We start from the raw sequence: 15,628 nt of genomic DNA, 5'->3' as shown, positions 1-15,628 counted from the left end.
ACAGCCATGCTTCTTCTTTGCTTGAAGGGGTTGAAAGTGATAGGATATGTATATCTTTAAAAAACCTGCTCACCGTGAGGAGGATATTGTGAAAAGCGTGAAAGATTTTTTTGAAACATATCATCTTCAGGCAGAGGGAGAAACCATCATTGCAGGCGTCTCCGGAGGCCCTGATTCAATGGCGCTTCTCAGTTTGCTGAACAAGCACTTCGGGCGTTCTTCTGTTATCATTGCGGCGCATGTTGACCATCAGTTCAGAGGAGCTGAATCTGAAGAAGATATGAGGTTTGTGCAGGCATATTGCGAAGCGGAAGGCGTCATCTGCGAAACGATACAGATTGATGTCTCTGCATATGCAAAGAAGAACAAGCTGAATAAGCAGGCTGCCGCGCGTGAATGCAGATATCAGTTTTTCAAAGATCTGATGGTTAAGCATCAAGCGAAGTTTTTAGCGCTGGCTCATCATGGTGATGACCAAATCGAAACCATGCTCATGAGGCTTGCAAAAGGGACGCTTGGGGCCGGCCTTCTGGGAATGCAGCCCGTCCGCGCATTTGAATCCGGCTTTCTGATCAGGCCTTTTCTTTCTGTGGCAAAGGATGATATTCTCGAATATTGCCGTCAAGAAGGGCTGGGCTACAGAACGGATGAGAGCAACACAAAAGATGATTATACAAGAAACAGATTCAGAAAGACCGTGCTCCCTTTTTTAAAGCAAGAATCGCCTGACGTTCACAAAATGTTTCAAAAGGTAAGTGAAGCTCTGACAGAAGATGAGCAATACTTGCAGTCATTAACGAAAGAACGAATGAATAAGGTTATTACAAGCAAGTCTGACATATCAGTTGAAATCAATTCCTCTCTATTGCTTGCCCTTCCGATACCTTTACAAAGAAGAGGAGTTCAACTAATATTAAACTATCTTTATGAAAACGTTCCATCAACGTTTTCCGCCCGCCATATTCACCAGTTTCTCGAATGGGCTGAAAACGGCAGCGCGTCGGGAGTGCTTGACTTTCCGAAAGGGCTGAGGGTGGTCAAATCATATCAGACATGTTTGTTTACATTTGAACAATGGCAATGTGACAAAGTTCCCTTTGAGCTGCAGCTGCACGGAGCTGAAGGAGAGACGGCTGTTCTCCCCAACGGCTTTACGATTGAGGTCGCAGATTACGCCGATCCTCATCTCGAAAATGGGAATGCTGTTTTTATGACAAGCAGGAATAAGGTGCAATTTCCTTTAACTGTCCGGACGAGAAGAACTGGAGACCGGATGAAACTTAAAGGGATGAATGGCTCAAAAAAGGTAAAGGATATATTTATTGATAAAAAATTGCCTCTGCAAGATCGGAACGAATGGCCGATTGTAACGGATGCAAGCGGTGAAATTATCTGGCTGCCTGGCTTGAAAAAATCCATCTTTGAAGATCTTGTGATTTCAAACAGTGACCGCATTGTATTACAATATAGACAGCATGAAAAGTGTAGGGGGCAAGCATTAACATGAAACAAGATATTGAAACAGTGCTGATCTCAGAAGAAGAGATCCAGCGGAAAGTAAAAGCGCTTGGAGAGCAATTAACAAGCGAGTACGGCGACAAGTTTCCGTTAGCGATCGGTGTGTTAAAGGGAGCTCTTCCTTTTATGGCGGATCTTTTAAAACATATTGATACATATTTGGAAATGGACTTCATGGATGTATCAAGCTACGGAAATTCCACGGTTTCTTCCGGAGAAGTAAAAATCATAAAAGATTTGGATACATCTGTAGAAGGCCGGGACATCTTAATCATTGAAGATATTATCGACAGTGGGTTAACCTTGAGCTATCTCGTAGAACTCTTCCGATATCGTAAAGCGAAATCAATTAAGATTGTTACCCTTTTGGATAAACCAAGCGGAAGAAAAGCGGATATTAAAGCCGACTTTGTGGGCTTTGAAGTTCCTGACGCGTTTGTTGTGGGTTACGGGCTTGATTATGCCGAGCGCTATCGCAATCTGCCTTACATCGGAGTGTTAAAACCGGCGATTTATGAAAGCTGATTGGCTGCCTGCTTCCGAGATGGTTATCGGTTGTATTGGAATGATTTTCTATGGTACTATTGAACATAGTTGTGCTTACTGTGGGAGGAGGTAAGGAATGAATCGGGTCTTCCGTAATACCATTTTTTATTTACTTATTTTATTAGTAGTAATCGGGGTTGTGAGTTACTTCCAGACCTCAAACCCGAAAACAGAAAATATGTCGTACAGTACGTTTATCAAGAACCTCGATGAAGGTAAAGTTGAAAGCGTATCGGTTCAGCCTGTCAGAGGTGTTTATGAGGTTAAAGGGCAGCTGAAAAAATACGACAAAGATCAGTACTTTTTAACACATGTTCCTGAAGGAAAGGGAGCAGACCAGATATTTAATGCGATTAAAAAGACGGACGTAAAGGTTGATCCCGCACAAGAAACAAGCGGATGGGTGACGTTTTTAACGACCATCATTCCATTTGTCATCATCTTTATTCTGTTTTTCTTCCTGCTCAATCAAGCTCAGGGCGGCGGAAGCCGTGTCATGAACTTTGGCAAGAGCAAAGCAAAGCTGTACACGGAAGAGAAGAAACGCGTGAAGTTTAAGGATGTAGCCGGAGCGGATGAGGAGAAGCAAGAGCTTGTAGAAGTTGTTGAGTTTCTGAAAGATCCGCGAAAATTTGCCGAGCTTGGTGCTAGAATCCCTAAAGGTGTTCTCTTAGTAGGACCTCCGGGTACCGGTAAGACATTGCTTGCAAGAGCATCTGCCGGCGAAGCAGGCGTTCCTTTCTTCAGCATCAGCGGATCTGACTTCGTTGAAATGTTTGTCGGTGTCGGTGCTTCCCGTGTGCGTGATTTATTTGAGAACGCGAAAAAGAACGCGCCTTGTTTGATCTTCATCGATGAGATCGACGCAGTGGGCCGTCAGCGGGGAGCGGGTCTTGGCGGCGGACACGATGAACGTGAACAGACGCTGAACCAGCTGCTTGTAGAGATGGATGGTTTCAGTGCGAACGAAGGAATCATTATTATCGCTGCGACAAACCGTGCGGATATTCTGGACCCTGCATTGCTCCGTCCGGGACGTTTTGACCGTCAGATTACGGTAGACCGTCCGGATGTCATCGGCCGTGAAGCCGTATTGCAGGTCCATGCGAGAAACAAACCGCTTGATGAAACGGTGAACTTAAAAGCAATTGCTTCAAGAACACCTGGCTTCTCAGGCGCCGATTTAGAAAACCTGCTTAACGAAGCAGCGCTCGTTGCTGCCCGTCAAAACAAGAAAAAAATCGATATGCGCGACATTGATGAAGCGACGGACCGCGTCATTGCGGGGCCTGCGAAGAAGAGCCGCGTCATTTCGAAAAAAGAACGCAATATCGTGGCTTACCACGAAGGCGGCCATACCGTAATCGGACTTGTATTAGACGAAGCCGATATGGTCCACAAAGTAACGATCGTTCCGAGGGGTCAAGCAGGCGGATATGCGGTCATGCTTCCTAGAGAAGATCGGTACTTCCAGACAAAGCCTGAACTTCTCGATAAAATTGTCGGTCTCTTAGGCGGACGCGTTGCTGAGGAAATTATCTTCGGCGAGGTCAGCACGGGAGCTCACAATGACTTCCAGCGGGCAACGAATATCGCCAGAAGAATGGTGACAGAGTTCGGTATGTCTGAAAAACTCGGACCGCTTCAATTCGGTCAATCTCAAGGCGGCCAAGTATTCTTGGGCCGGGATTTCAATAACGAGCAAAACTACAGTGATCAAATCGCTTACGAAATCGATCAGGAAATTCAGCGCATCATTAAAGAATGTTATGAGCGCGCGAAAACGATCCTGACTGAAAACCGCGATAAGCTTGAATTGATCGCCCAAACATTGCTTGAAGTTGAAACGTTAGATGCGGAACAAATCAAGCATCTCATCGATCACGGAAAACTCCCTGAGCGCAATTTCTCAGATGACCATCTCAAAAAAGACGATGTGAAAGTTAATATTCTGTCTAAAACAGAAGATGAAAAGAAGGACGACTCGAAAGAATAGATCGCTTTCTGATATGAAAACCGCCGGCATACACCGGCGGTTTTTTTACTGGTCTCGTTTTGTTTACAAAAGAGCCGGTGATCGTGTATGGTATTGTAGAATGTTGAAAAAGTAATGATAAGAAACTATTCAAAAGTGGTGATAGAGGTTGTTACTGGTTATAGATGTGGGGAACACCAACACCGTGATTGGTGTATATCATGATGGGGAATTAGAATATCATTGGCGTATAGAGACGAGCAGGCATAAAACAGAGGACGAGTTCGGGATGCTGCTTCGCTCCTTATTCGAACATGTCGGCCTGATGTTTGAACAGATCGAAGGGATTATTATCTCATCCGTTGTTCCGCCGATTATGTTTTCTTTAGAAAGAATGTGTACAAAATACTTTCATATCGATCCGCAAATTGTCGGTCCCGGTATGAAAACAGGTTTAAATATAAAATATGACAATCCTAAAGAAGTAGGAGCAGACCGGATCGTTAACGCAGTTGCGGCGATTCAGCTGTACGGAAGTCCTCTTATTGTGGTCGATTTTGGAACTGCGACAACGTATTGCTACATTGATGAAAACAAACAATACATGGGCGGAGCCATTGCGCCGGGCATTACGATTTCGACTGAAGCGCTGTACTCGCGCGCGGCCAAGCTTCCGAGAATCGAAATAGCGCGTCCTGACAATATTATCGGGAAAAATACGGTAAGCGCGATGCAATCCGGCATTTTGTTCGGCTACGTCGGACAAGTTGAAGGCATCGTGAAACGTATGAAATGGCAGGCCAAACAAGAGCCGAAAGTCATCGCTACCGGGGGTCTTGCGCCATTAATCGCAAACGAATCAGATTGTATAGACATTGTTGACCCGTTTCTCACTCTAAAAGGATTAGAAATTATTTATGAACGCAATCGTGTGGGTCATGTATAGGAGGTAACTATGGATTATTTAATTAAAGCAATCGCATTTGACGGTAAAGTACGGGCTTATGCGGCCAGAACAACGGATATGGTAAACGAAGCGCAAAGAAGGCATGACACATGGCCGACCGCTTCAGCGGCTTTAGGGCGGACGATGACGGCGTCTCTTATGCTCGGAGCCATGTTAAAAGGAGAAGACAAACTGACAGTAAAGGTAGAAGGCGGCGGACCGATCGGAGCCATTGTCGCGGATGCAAATGCAAAGGGCGAAGTCAGAGCATACGTATCAAATCCGCACGTTCATTTTGATCTTAATGAACAAGGCAAACTGGATGTCAGACGCGCCGTCGGAACAGATGGGACGCTGAGTGTGGTAAAAGACTTAGGATTGCGGGAATTCTTTACGGGCCAAGTAGAAATTGTGTCAGGTGAACTTGGTGACGACTTTACTTACTACCTCGTGTCATCAGAGCAAGTGCCATCCTCTGTCGGTGTAGGGGTGCTAGTGAACCCTGACAACACCATTCTGGCGGCGGGCGGATTCATTCTTCAGCTTCTGCCGGGAACCGATGAGGAGACCGTTTCAACAATCGAACAGCGCTTGTTGCAGGTCGAACCGATCTCAAAATTAATTCAAAAAGGCCTGACACCGGAAGAAATTTTAGAAGAAGTATTAGGACAAAAACCGGAAGTTCTTGAATCAATGCCGGTCAAATTTCACTGTTCTTGTTCCAAAGAACGTTTCCAAACAGCCATTTTAGGACTAGGCAAAAAAGAAATTCAAGATATGATAGAAGAAGACGGAAAAGCCGAAGCGGTTTGCCATTTTTGTAATGAGAATTATTTATTTACAAAAGAAGAACTGGAAGAGCTTCGTGACGAAACAACCCGCTAGCTCTTTAGCGGGTTGTTTTAATTTAAAAAAGGGACGGGGTAGAATTTGAAATCAAGAACATTTTTGACGCTTATTGTAGGAGCGCTGTTAGTATGCAGCGTGGGGATTGCGTATAAGTTAACGAAATCCCAAGCCGCAGGATCATCTGAAGAATCCATCGCCTCTATCGGTGATAAAAATATCACCAGACAAGAGTGGATGAAAAAAATGGAGGATCAATACGGAAAATCAACGCTGGAAGACATGATTAACACTGAAGTGGTAGAAGAGCTTGCAAAAAAGAACAAGCTCACAGTATCAAACAGCGAACTTGAACGCGAATTCCTTTTAATTAAAGCCGTCAATAATTCATTTTACGAAGATGACCATGTAACGGAAAAAGAATGGAAAGACCAGATACGCTACAATATTCTGCTGGAAGAGCTGTTAACGAAGGACATCGATATCTCGGATAAAGAAATGCAATCATTCTATAATAAAAATAAAGAACTGTACCAATTTGATGACTCCTACAGAATCAGGCATATCGTTGTGAAAAGCGAGAATGAGGCGGAACGGGTGCTGGCTGATTTGAAGGGCGGTTCCAGTTTTGAAGCCGTTGCCGCCGAACGCTCAACAGACAGATATACATCCCAATACGGAGGAGACCTCGGTTTTGTAACAGAAAACCAGGACAATATCCCGTCCGCTTATATTACAGAAGCGAAAAATCTTAAGGAAAACGAATGGTCCTCTGAACCGATCAAAGTTTCTGCGGGTTATGCCGTCATTCAGCTGAAAGAAAAGCTTAAAGCGCGAACTTTCTCATACAATGAAGTAAAGAGCCAAATCAGAAGACAAATCGCTATGGATCAATTAGGTGACAAGGCGACAGTTAAAACGTTGTGGAAAGAGGCTGGAGTCTCCTGGTTTTATGAGGATAAAAGAACTAAATGATTGACAAAAAATTTTGAAATTGATAAGTTATATACATAATACCAATAAAATTAGTCGGAAATTGAGGTGTCCAAGATGGTGCGTATTGCAAATTCTATTACTGAATTAATCGGAAATACTCCAATTGTAAAATTAAATCGTCTGACGGACGAAAACAGTGCAGACGTATATCTGAAGCTTGAATATATGAATCCGGGCAGCAGCGTAAAAGACCGTATCGGAGTTGCGATGATCGAAGCCGCTGAAAAAGAAGGCAAATTAAAAGCGGGAGACACAATTATTGAGCCGACAAGCGGAAATACAGGAATCGGGCTTGCGATGGTTGCAGCGGCAAAAGGCTTAAAAGCGATCCTCGTAATGCCTGACACTATGAGTATAGAGCGCCGCAATCTTCTCCGTGCATACGGAGCGGAGCTTGTGCTCACCCCTGGTGCAGAAGGAATGAAGGGTGCCATTAAGAAAGCAGAAGAGCTTGCGGAGGAGCACGGTTATTTCGTGCCTCAGCAGTTTAACAATGCGGCAAATCCTGAAATCCACCGTCAAACGACAGGGAAAGAAATTGTAGAACAGTTTGGAGAAGACCAGCTTGATGCGTTCGTTGCCGGGATCGGTACAGGCGGAACCATCACTGGGGCAGGCGAAGTGCTGAAAAAAGCGTATCCTTCCATCAAGATCTATGCTGTAGAGCCGGCTGATTCACCGGTGCTTTCCGGCGGAAAACCGGGCCCTCACAAAATTCAGGGGATCGGAGCAGGCTTTGTGCCGGAAACATTAAATACAGAAATCTATGATCAAATCATTCCCGTACAAAATGAGGATGCATTTGAATATGCCCGCAGAACGGCAAAAGAAGAAGGAATCCTTGGCGGTATTTCTTCAGGGGCAGCGATTTACGCCGCTCTGGAAATTGCGAAAAAACTGGGGAAAGGCAAAAAAGTGCTTGCCATCATCCCGAGTAACGGAGAACGTTACTTAAGCACGCCGCTTTATCAGTTTGAATAGAAAAAACACACGCGGCTCCCGGTTATTCCGGGAGTTTTTTTGTGCCCGAAGTATCTTAAATCCAAAAATCGCTTCGAATCTTATGGTTGGAAGAGAAATTCACTTTTTTCACTCACGTGATTGCTTTAAAATAAAACTAAGAGAAAAACGAAGCAGAGGATTGATACGATGGCACAACGCAGACCGGCAGGAAGAAAAGTACCTTTTAAAAAACAAGACTTCTTACAACAATATGAAAACCTTGCGAAATTGAGAAAGCGGCATGTTTTGCTTGAGAGTGCGAGAGGGGGAAGATTCAGCATAGCCGGTCTAGATCCGATTGCGTCCGTAAAAGGGAAAGACGGGATTACAACGATTAAGCATAAAGGGGAAACGCTGTTTAAAGAAGGTGACCCGCTGCGTGCCTTTCACAGCTGGTTTCAGACGCTGGGAACTGAAACAAAAGAAGAACTCCCGGACTTTCAAGGCGGAGCGATCGGTTTTATAAGTTACGACTACGCCCGGTATATTGAGCATTTTAAAATGCTTTCCTTAGATGATCTGGAAACGCCCGATATTTATTTTCTCGTATTTGATGATGTGGCTGTTTACGACCACATGGAGGAAGCGTTATGGCTCATTACCCATACCGATGATGGAGATGAGGAGCTGGCCGAAGCAAAGCTTACCGAGTTAGAGCAAATGTGGCAGTCCCGCCAGACGAAAAATGTGCCCAGCCAGACGCTGAAGCAAGACGGAGACGGATCTTATGCTTCTCCGTTTACTGAAGAAGGCTTCTCACAAGCGGTAGAAAAAATAAAGCAATACATCGCGAGCGGGGATGTATTTCAGGTTAATTTGTCCACTCGGCAATCTCAGCCCCTTTCAGCCCATCCCTATGAGGTGTATAAGCACTTAAGAGACGTCAATCCGTCACCTTATATGGCGTACCTAGAAACACCAGGCTTTCAAGTGATATGCGGCTCGCCTGAGCTATTGGTAACGAAAAAAGGGAAGAAGCTTGAAACGAGGCCGATCGCAGGAACGCGTTCCAGAGGAAAAGATGACGCTGAAGACAAGGCGCTGGCTGACGAGTTAATTCATAATGAAAAAGAACGTGCGGAACACGTAATGCTTGTGGATCTGGAACGAAATGATCTCGGGCGTGTATCCCGCTACGGCTCCGTTCGTGTGAACGAATTTATGGCGATAGAAAAGTACTCCCACGTTATGCATATCGTGTCAAATGTACAGGGGGAACTGCAAGACGGATATGACGCGGTAGACATCATTCACGCGGTCTTCCCCGGCGGCACGATCACCGGAGCGCCTAAGGTGAGAACGATGGAAATTATAGAAGAGCTTGAGCCGACAAGACGAGGGCTTTATACTGGTTCTATAGGTTGGTTCGGATTTAATGGTGATTTGCAGTTTAACATCGTGATTCGGACGATCTATGCAGCAGGAGGACATGCTTTTATGCAGTCCGGCGCAGGAGTGGTCATTGATTCGGTTCCTAAGCATGAATATAAGGAATCGTTTAAAAAAGCTTTTGCAATGAAAAAAGCGTTAGAGCTGAGTGCAGAAGAGACAAAAATCAGATGAGGTGAGCAGAGATGATATTAATGATTGACAACTATGATTCATTTACGTATAACTTGGTTCAATATTTAGGAGAGCTTGGGGAAGAGCTGATCGTCAAACGGAATGATGAGATTACGATCGAGCAAATCGAAGAGCTGTCGCCGGATTTCTTAATGATTTCACCGGGGCCGTGCAGTCCTGACGAGGCGGGGATCAGCCTTGAAGCCATCAAACATTTCGCAGGCAGCATTCCGATTTTCGGTGTCTGCCTCGGGCATCAGTCAATTGCCCAGGTTTTTGGCGGCGACGTCATCAGAGCGGAACGGCTTATGCACGGTAAAACATCAGAAATCATGCATGACGGGAAGACGCTATTTAAAGGCCTGCAAAATCCGCTGGTCGCGACCCGTTACCATTCACTTATCGTCAAAGCGGAGACATTACCGAGCTGTTTTACGGTATCCGCACAGACAAAAGAAGGAGAAATTATGGCAATCCGCCATAATGAACTGCCTATCGAAGGCGTCCAATTTCACCCTGAATCGATCATGACCTCCTTCGGAAAGGAAATGCTCAGAAACTTTATTGAGACGCACCGCGAGAAGGAAGTGACGGTGTGATTATATATTTGAATGGTCAATATATAGAGGAGAAAGAAGCAGTACTTTCTCCTTTTGACCATGGCTATCTGTACGGAATCGGCGTGTTCGAGACGTTCAGGCTTTATCGGGGCCGGCCTTTTCTGTTGGACGGTCATATCGACAGGCTGAAACGGGCGCTTCGTGACGTGCAGATTGCATATGACGTCAGCAGGCAGGAGCTGCTTGATATGCTGGATAAGCTTTTGCTTTTGAATGACATAAAAGACGGCAGCGCGCGGGTCAGGCTTAACATTTCAGCTGGAATCAGTGAAAAAGGCTTTGCCGCTCAGACCTATGAAAAACCGACAGTCCTTTGTTTTGTCCACCCGCTGAACCCTGAAACACTGCCTGATCAAAAAGAAGGAAGGCTCCTCTCAATTCGGAGGAACACACCTGAAGGGCCATTTCGGTTAAAATCCCATCACTACTTAAACAACATGTACGCCAAACAGGAAATTGGCAATGACCCTAAATATGAAGGGATTTTCTTGACTGAAGAAGGGGATGTCGCAGAAGGCATTGTTTCCAATGTCTTTTGGCGCAAAGGAAACACCGTGTATACACCCTCTCTGGATACAGGCATACTTGACGGTGTGACAAGGCAGTTTGTGATCGGCGAAATGAGACGTCAGGGAACGGAAGTTATCGAAGGCCGATTCCCTTTTCAATCAATGCTGGAGGCGGATGAGGCGTGGATGACAAACTCTGTTCTCGAGATCATTCCGTTTTCTAAAATAGAGGAAGTGCGGTTTTCGGGAGCATGCGGAGAGACAGTACAATGGCTCCAAAGGCTGTATCAGCAAGAAATATACAAAATGAACTAACAGAAGGAGGAACAAAATGGCGCAGCAAACGATTGAACAGCCCAAACTGATTCATACAAAAAAAGGCGTTCTATCTTATAAAGAGAAGACGCTCGTTATGGGGATATTAAATGTAACGCCTGACTCCTTCTCTGACGGCGGTAAATTCGACAGTACGGAAACAGCTCTCATGCATGCAGTGAAAATGGCCGAGGAAGGCGCTCATATTATTGATATCGGCGGTGAATCGACCAGACCGGGCGCATCATTTGTATCTGTCGATGAAGAATTGTCACGGGTGATTCCGGTGATTGAGCGGATAACAAATGAATTGGACGTTCCGATTTCTATCGATACGTACAAAGCTTCTGTGGCAGATGAAGCGGTAAAGGCGGGAGCCTCCATCATTAATGATATCTGGGGAGCAAAGGGCGACCCTGACATGGCCTCAGTAGCGGCAGCCCATGGCGTTCCGATTATCTTAATGCACAACCGGCAGGAGAGAAACTATAACGACCTAATTCCCGATATGCTCGCCGACTTGATGGAAAGCGTAAAGATCGCGGCGGAAGCCGGTGTTGAAGATAAAAATATCATCCTTGATCCGGGGATTGGTTTTGCGAAAACATATGAGGACAACCTGGCCGTCATGAACCAGCTTGAACTGTTCAGCAACTTGGGATACCCGCTGCTTCTCGCTGCTTCAAGAAAAAGATTCATCGGCCGTGTGCTTGACCTTCCTCCTGAGGAGCGAGCCGAGGGGACGGGAGCGACAGTATGTCTTGGCATCCAGAAGGGCTCTGACATTGTCCGAGTGCACGATGTGAAACAAATCGCAAGGATGGCGAAGATGATGGATGCTATGTTGAATAAAGGAGGCGTACATCATGGATAAAGTCTATGTAGAAGGTATGGAGTTTTACGGATACCACGGTGTTTTTGAAGAAGAAAACAAACTGGGGCAGCGCTTTAAGGTAGATCTCACAGCTGAGCTTGATTTGAGCAAAGCGGGACAAACTGACGATCTGGCTTATACCATTAATTATGCGGAGCTTTACAGCGTCTGCCGGGAAATCGCAGAGGGCGAACCTGTCAATCTGGTGGAGACGCTGGCGGAACGGATTGCGGACACCGTCCTCAAGAAATTTGACCCGGTACGCCAATGCACGGTAAAAGTCATTAAACCCGATCCGCCGATCCCGGGTCATTATAAATCGGTAGCAATTGAAATGACGAGAAAGAAATCATGAACAATACGGCATATATCGGCCTCGGATCAAATATAGGCGACCGTGAACGCTATTTGCGGCAAGCCGTGGCAATGCTCGGGCAGCACCAGCATGTAACGGTGACGAAGGTGTCCTCAATATATGAAACAGACCCCGTCGGGTACGAGGATCAAGATCAGTTTCTCAATATGGCGGTTGAAATCAAGACCTCTCTTTCTCCTTTTGCACTTCTGGATCTGACACAGAGCATCGAAGCCGAATTAGGCAGAACGAGAGAAGTCCGGTGGGGACCGCGAACGGCAGACCTTGACATTTTGCTGTATAATCGTGAAAATATTGAAACAGAGCAGCTGATTGTTCCGCATCCGAGAATGTATGAGCGCTTATTTGTCCTTGCGCCTTTAAAAGAAATCTGTCCGCAAGCTGATAATATAACAATAAGCGCTGAAACAAACCAAGAAGGTGTAAGAGTATGGAAGCAGAAATCTGGGGTAGACGAATTCGTGCATTCAGAAAGCTGAAAGGTTATACTCAAGAAGGATTTGCAAAAGCATTAGGTATATCAGTTTCTATTGTCGGCGAAATTGAACGCGGAAACCGATTGCCGTCAGCTGCCATCATTCAAGATGCAGCAGATGTTTTAAATATAAGTGCGGACGAATTGACCCCGCCAGAAAAATAGACAAATGAAAGGAGGGGAAAAATGTTTAAAATTGGTGATATTCAATTGAAAAACCGGGTTGTGCTTGCCCCTATGGCCGGTGTCTGCAACTCAGCGTTCAGATTGACTGTAAAGGAATTCGGAGCCGGATTGGTATGCGCTGAAATGGTCAGTGACAAAGCGATCCTTTACAACAATGCAAAAACAATGGGGATGCTTTATATTGATGAACGTGAAAAACCGCTCAGCCTTCAGATTTTTGGAGGAAAAAAGGAAACCCTTGTGGAAGCGGCGAAGTTTGTAGACCAAAACACAACTGCTGATATTATTGATATTAACATGGGATGTCCCGTACCAAAGATTACAAAATGTGACGCGGGCGCCAAATGGCTTCTCGATCCTGATAAGATTTATGAAATGGTATCCGCAGTAGTAGATGCTGTTGATAAGCCGGTCACAGTGAAGATGAGAATGGGTTGGGATGAAGATCACATTTATGCGGTGAAAAACGCCCAAGCCGTTGAACGTGCCGGCGGAAAAGCCGTTGCCCTGCACGGCCGCACAAGAGTGCAAATGTATGAAGGCACTGCGAACTGGGATATCATTAAAGAAGTGAAGCAATCCGTCTCTATTCCCGTCATCGGAAACGGTGATGTCAAAACGCCTCAGGACGCGAAACGCATGCTTGAGGAAACAGGAGTTGACGGCGTCATGATCGGCCGTGCCGCACTCGGCAACCCGTGGATGATTTACCGTACGGTCCAATACCTTGAAACCGGTGAGTTAAAAGACGAACCGAAAGTCCGTGAAAAAATGTCAGTATGCAAACTGCACTTAGACCGCCTGATTAAGTTAAAAGGCGAAAATGTGGCAGTCAGAGAAATGAGAAAACACGCTGCCTGGTATCTGAAAGGTGTCAGAGGCAATGCGAATGTCCGCAACGAAATCAACCAATGTGAGAAGCGTGAAGAAGTTGTGCAGCTTTTAGATGCATTTACCGCTGAAGCAGAGGCAAAAGAGCTTCAAGATGCAAAAGTAGGTTAATATACACCCTCTATTGCTGCTCACTGCCAGCTTACCGCTGGCAGTTTTTCTGCTTTTTCGTGAAATCAAAATGTAACGGAGTGATACCAATGAGTCAAGAAGAGCAAAATCATGAGGAATTGAACGACCAGCTGCAAGTCAGACGCGATAAAATGAACCAATTGAGAGAAAACGGCATTGATCCTTTCGGCGAACGTTTCGAAAGAACACATCAATCTCAACAAATCATTGAAGCTTATCAAGAGCTTTCTAAAGAAGAGCTTGAAGAAAAAGCAATTGAAGTCACCATTGCAGGCCGCATGATGACAAAGCGCGGAAAAGGAAAAGCCGGCTTTGCGCATCTGCAGGATCTAGAAGGGCAGATCCAGATTTACGTAAGAAAAGACAGTGTCGGCGACGAACAATACGAAATCTTCAAGTCTTCAGATCTCGGTGACGTAGTCGGAATCACAGGGAAGGTCTTCAAAACAAATGTAGGCGAGCTGTCCGTCAAAGCAACATCTTTTGTCCTGCTGACAAAAGCGCTGCGACCGCTTCCTGATAAATACCATGGATTAAAAGACGTTGAACAGCGCTACCGCCAGCGCTATCTTGATCTCATCGTGAACCCTGACAGCAAACAAACCTTTATCACACGCAGTAAAATCATCCAAGCGATGAGAAGATACTTAGATGACCACGGATACTTAGAAGTTGAAACACCAACGATGCACAGCATACCGGGAGGAGCATCAGCGCGCCCGTTTATCACTCACCATAATGCGCTGGACATGCCTCTTTATATGCGTATTGCGATTGAACTTCATCTGAAACGCCTGATCGTCGGCGGTTTAGAAAAAGTGTACGAAATCGGACGCGTATTCCGTAACGAGGGTGTCTCTACCCGTCATAACCCTGAATTTACTATGATCGAGCTGTATGAAGCATACGCTGATTATAAAGATATCATGAGCCTGACAGAAAACCTCGTCGCTCATATCGCGCAAGAAGTGCTTGGAAGCACCACTATCCAATACGGCGAGGAGCAAATTGATCTGAAACCGGAATGGAAAAGACTCCATATGGTTGACGCCGTGAAAGAAGCCACAGGTGTGGATTTCTGGAATGAAATGACGGTGGAAGAAGCACGCGGTCACGCAAAAGAACACGGTGTGGAAATTACGAATTCAATGACAGTCGGCCATATCATCAATGAATTCTTCGAACAAAAGATTGAAGAAACTCTTATCCAGCCGACATTTATTTACGGCCATCCGGTAGAAATCTCTCCTCTGGCTAAGAAAAATCCAGAGGACCCTCGTTTCACAGACCGTTTTGAGCTGTTTATCGTCGGCCGTGAGCACGCCAACGCATTTACAGAGCTGAATGATCCTATCGATCAGAGAGAACGGTTTGAAGCGCAATTAAAAGAAAGAGAAGAAGGAAATGACGAAGCGCATATGATGGACGAAGACTTCGTTGAAGCTCTTGAGTACGGCATGCCGCCGACCGGAGGATTGGGCATCGGCATAGACCGTCTTGTCATGCTCTTAACAAATGCTCCGTCTATCAGAGACGTTTTATTATTCCCTCAAATGAGACACCGTTAATATAAAAGAAGCGCCGTCTCTGTCGTACTCCAGTGCGGCGCTTTTTTGAAAATATTACATCCTAAAAACTTTTTTGGTTTTCTTTCAAAAAAACTATTGCACTATTATTTATGGGATGGTATATTATTATTCGTTGCCGCTGAACAAGGCGCTGACGAAAAAAAGAAATTTAAAAAGTTGTTGACTTCAAGAGATTGATAAGATATAATAATAAAGTCGCTTGAACGAAAGACGAAATGATCTTTGAAAACTAAACAAGACAAAACGTACCTGTTAATTCAAAGTTTTAA

At 45.2% G+C, this 15,628-nt stretch carries 16 protein-coding genes; all 16 read left to right on the top strand.

The features are described from left to right. The first annotated feature begins 88 nt into the window (after positions 1-88). The 16 genes from tilS (at position 89) to lysS (ending at position 15,338) form a co-directional block, all read left to right on the top strand. Positions 89-1,507 (top strand): tRNA lysidine(34) synthetase TilS, encoded by a 1,419-nt coding sequence (gene tilS, locus KY305_RS18540; RefSeq protein WP_223063752.1) that lies wholly within the window; start codon positions 89-91, stop codon positions 1,505-1,507. Further along, positions 1,504-2,043, top strand: a complete 540-nt coding sequence (gene hpt, locus KY305_RS18535; RefSeq protein WP_223063751.1) for a hypoxanthine phosphoribosyltransferase — start codon at positions 1,504-1,506, stop codon at positions 2,041-2,043. The genes tilS and hpt overlap by 4 nt, the downstream gene beginning before the upstream one ends. A gap of 97 nt (positions 2,044-2,140) precedes the next feature. Next, complete coding sequence (gene ftsH, locus KY305_RS18530; RefSeq protein WP_223063750.1) at positions 2,141-4,060, top strand: ATP-dependent zinc metalloprotease FtsH; 1,920 nt, start codon at positions 2,141-2,143, stop codon at positions 4,058-4,060. A gap of 148 nt (positions 4,061-4,208) precedes the next feature. Further along, positions 4,209-4,985, top strand: coding sequence for a type III pantothenate kinase (locus KY305_RS18525; protein ID WP_223063749.1), 777 nt, complete (start codon positions 4,209-4,211; stop codon positions 4,983-4,985). Between the two features lie 9 nt (positions 4,986-4,994). Further along, a complete protein-coding gene (gene hslO / locus KY305_RS18520) occupies positions 4,995-5,870 on the top strand; it encodes an Hsp33 family molecular chaperone HslO (RefSeq protein ID WP_223063748.1) in 876 nt (291 codons plus the stop codon). Between the two features lie 45 nt (positions 5,871-5,915). Continuing rightward, positions 5,916-6,806: a peptidyl-prolyl cis-trans isomerase gene (locus KY305_RS18515; RefSeq protein ID WP_223063747.1), complete on the top strand. Its 891-nt coding sequence runs from the start codon at positions 5,916-5,918 to the stop codon at positions 6,804-6,806. Between the two features lie 75 nt (positions 6,807-6,881). Further along, entirely contained in the window at positions 6,882-7,808 is a 927-nt protein-coding gene (gene cysK / locus KY305_RS18510) for a cysteine synthase A (protein WP_223063746.1), read from the top strand. A 168-nt stretch (positions 7,809-7,976) separates the two neighbouring features. After that, positions 7,977-9,392, top strand: coding sequence for an aminodeoxychorismate synthase, component I (gene pabB, locus KY305_RS18505; RefSeq protein ID WP_214804074.1), 1,416 nt, complete (start codon positions 7,977-7,979; stop codon positions 9,390-9,392). A gap of 11 nt (positions 9,393-9,403) precedes the next feature. Further along, on the top strand, positions 9,404-9,991 hold the full coding sequence (gene pabA / locus KY305_RS18500) for an aminodeoxychorismate/anthranilate synthase component II (protein WP_214804075.1): 588 nt from the start codon (positions 9,404-9,406) through the stop codon (positions 9,989-9,991). Then, positions 9,988-10,836, top strand: coding sequence for an aminodeoxychorismate lyase (gene pabC, locus KY305_RS18495; RefSeq protein ID WP_223063745.1), 849 nt, complete (start codon positions 9,988-9,990; stop codon positions 10,834-10,836). The genes pabA and pabC overlap by 4 nt, the downstream gene beginning before the upstream one ends. 16 nt (positions 10,837-10,852) lie before the next feature. Continuing rightward, entirely contained in the window at positions 10,853-11,710 is an 858-nt protein-coding gene (gene folP / locus KY305_RS18490; RefSeq protein WP_214804077.1) for a dihydropteroate synthase, read from the top strand. Next, positions 11,703-12,065 carry a dihydroneopterin aldolase gene (folB, locus tag KY305_RS18485; protein WP_214804078.1) on the top strand — a complete coding sequence of 121 codons (363 nt, stop codon included), beginning with the start codon at positions 11,703-11,705 and terminating at the stop codon, positions 12,063-12,065. The genes folP and folB overlap by 8 nt, the downstream gene beginning before the upstream one ends. Next, the gene (gene folK, locus KY305_RS18480; protein WP_223063744.1) at positions 12,062-12,565 is read left to right on the top strand and encodes a 2-amino-4-hydroxy-6-hydroxymethyldihydropteridine diphosphokinase; all 504 of its coding nucleotides are present in this window, start codon (positions 12,062-12,064) and stop codon (positions 12,563-12,565) included. Before folB ends, folK begins: the two co-directional genes overlap by 4 nt. Beyond that, complete coding sequence (locus KY305_RS18475) at positions 12,517-12,726, top strand: helix-turn-helix domain-containing protein (RefSeq protein ID WP_223063743.1); 210 nt, start codon at positions 12,517-12,519, stop codon at positions 12,724-12,726. Before folK ends, KY305_RS18475 begins: the two co-directional genes overlap by 49 nt. 21 nt (positions 12,727-12,747) lie before the next feature. Continuing rightward, complete coding sequence (gene dusB, locus KY305_RS18470) at positions 12,748-13,749, top strand: tRNA dihydrouridine synthase DusB (protein WP_223063742.1); 1,002 nt, start codon at positions 12,748-12,750, stop codon at positions 13,747-13,749. An 89-nt stretch (positions 13,750-13,838) separates the two neighbouring features. Further along, on the top strand, positions 13,839-15,338 hold the full coding sequence (lysS, locus tag KY305_RS18465) for a lysine--tRNA ligase (RefSeq protein ID WP_223063741.1): 1,500 nt from the start codon (positions 13,839-13,841) through the stop codon (positions 15,336-15,338). Positions 15,339-15,628 lie beyond the last annotated feature (290 nt).

The organism is Bacillus sp. YC2, assembly GCF_019891195.1.
Lineage (GTDB): Bacteria > Bacillota > Bacilli > Bacillales > Bacillaceae > Bacillus.
The sequence above is the reverse complement of the archived record's forward strand: the minus strand, read 5'-3'. Positions and strand labels throughout refer to the sequence as shown.

Excerpts from the sequence above, each read along its gene's own strand:
- hpt (WP_223063751.1), top strand. The coding sequence starts at position 1,504 with ATGAAACAAGATATTGAAACAGTGCTGATCTCAGAAGAAGAGATCCAG.
- ftsH (WP_223063750.1), top strand. The coding sequence starts at position 2,141 with ATGAATCGGGTCTTCCGTAATACCATTTTTTATTTACTTATTTTATTA.
- hslO (WP_223063748.1), top strand. The coding sequence starts at position 4,995 with ATGGATTATTTAATTAAAGCAATCGCATTTGACGGTAAAGTACGGGCT.
- cysK (WP_223063746.1), top strand. The coding sequence starts at position 6,882 with ATGGTGCGTATTGCAAATTCTATTACTGAATTAATCGGAAATACTCCA.
- pabB (WP_214804074.1), top strand. The coding sequence starts at position 7,977 with ATGGCACAACGCAGACCGGCAGGAAGAAAAGTACCTTTTAAAAAACAA.
- pabA (WP_214804075.1), top strand. The coding sequence starts at position 9,404 with ATGATATTAATGATTGACAACTATGATTCATTTACGTATAACTTGGTT.
- folP (WP_214804077.1), top strand. The coding sequence starts at position 10,853 with ATGGCGCAGCAAACGATTGAACAGCCCAAACTGATTCATACAAAAAAA.
- folB (WP_214804078.1), top strand. The coding sequence starts at position 11,703 with ATGGATAAAGTCTATGTAGAAGGTATGGAGTTTTACGGATACCACGGT.
- folK (WP_223063744.1), top strand. The coding sequence starts at position 12,062 with ATGAACAATACGGCATATATCGGCCTCGGATCAAATATAGGCGACCGT.
- KY305_RS18475 (WP_223063743.1), top strand. The coding sequence starts at position 12,517 with ATGGAAGCAGAAATCTGGGGTAGACGAATTCGTGCATTCAGAAAGCTG.
- dusB (WP_223063742.1), top strand. The coding sequence starts at position 12,748 with ATGTTTAAAATTGGTGATATTCAATTGAAAAACCGGGTTGTGCTTGCC.
- lysS (WP_223063741.1), top strand. The coding sequence starts at position 13,839 with ATGAGTCAAGAAGAGCAAAATCATGAGGAATTGAACGACCAGCTGCAA.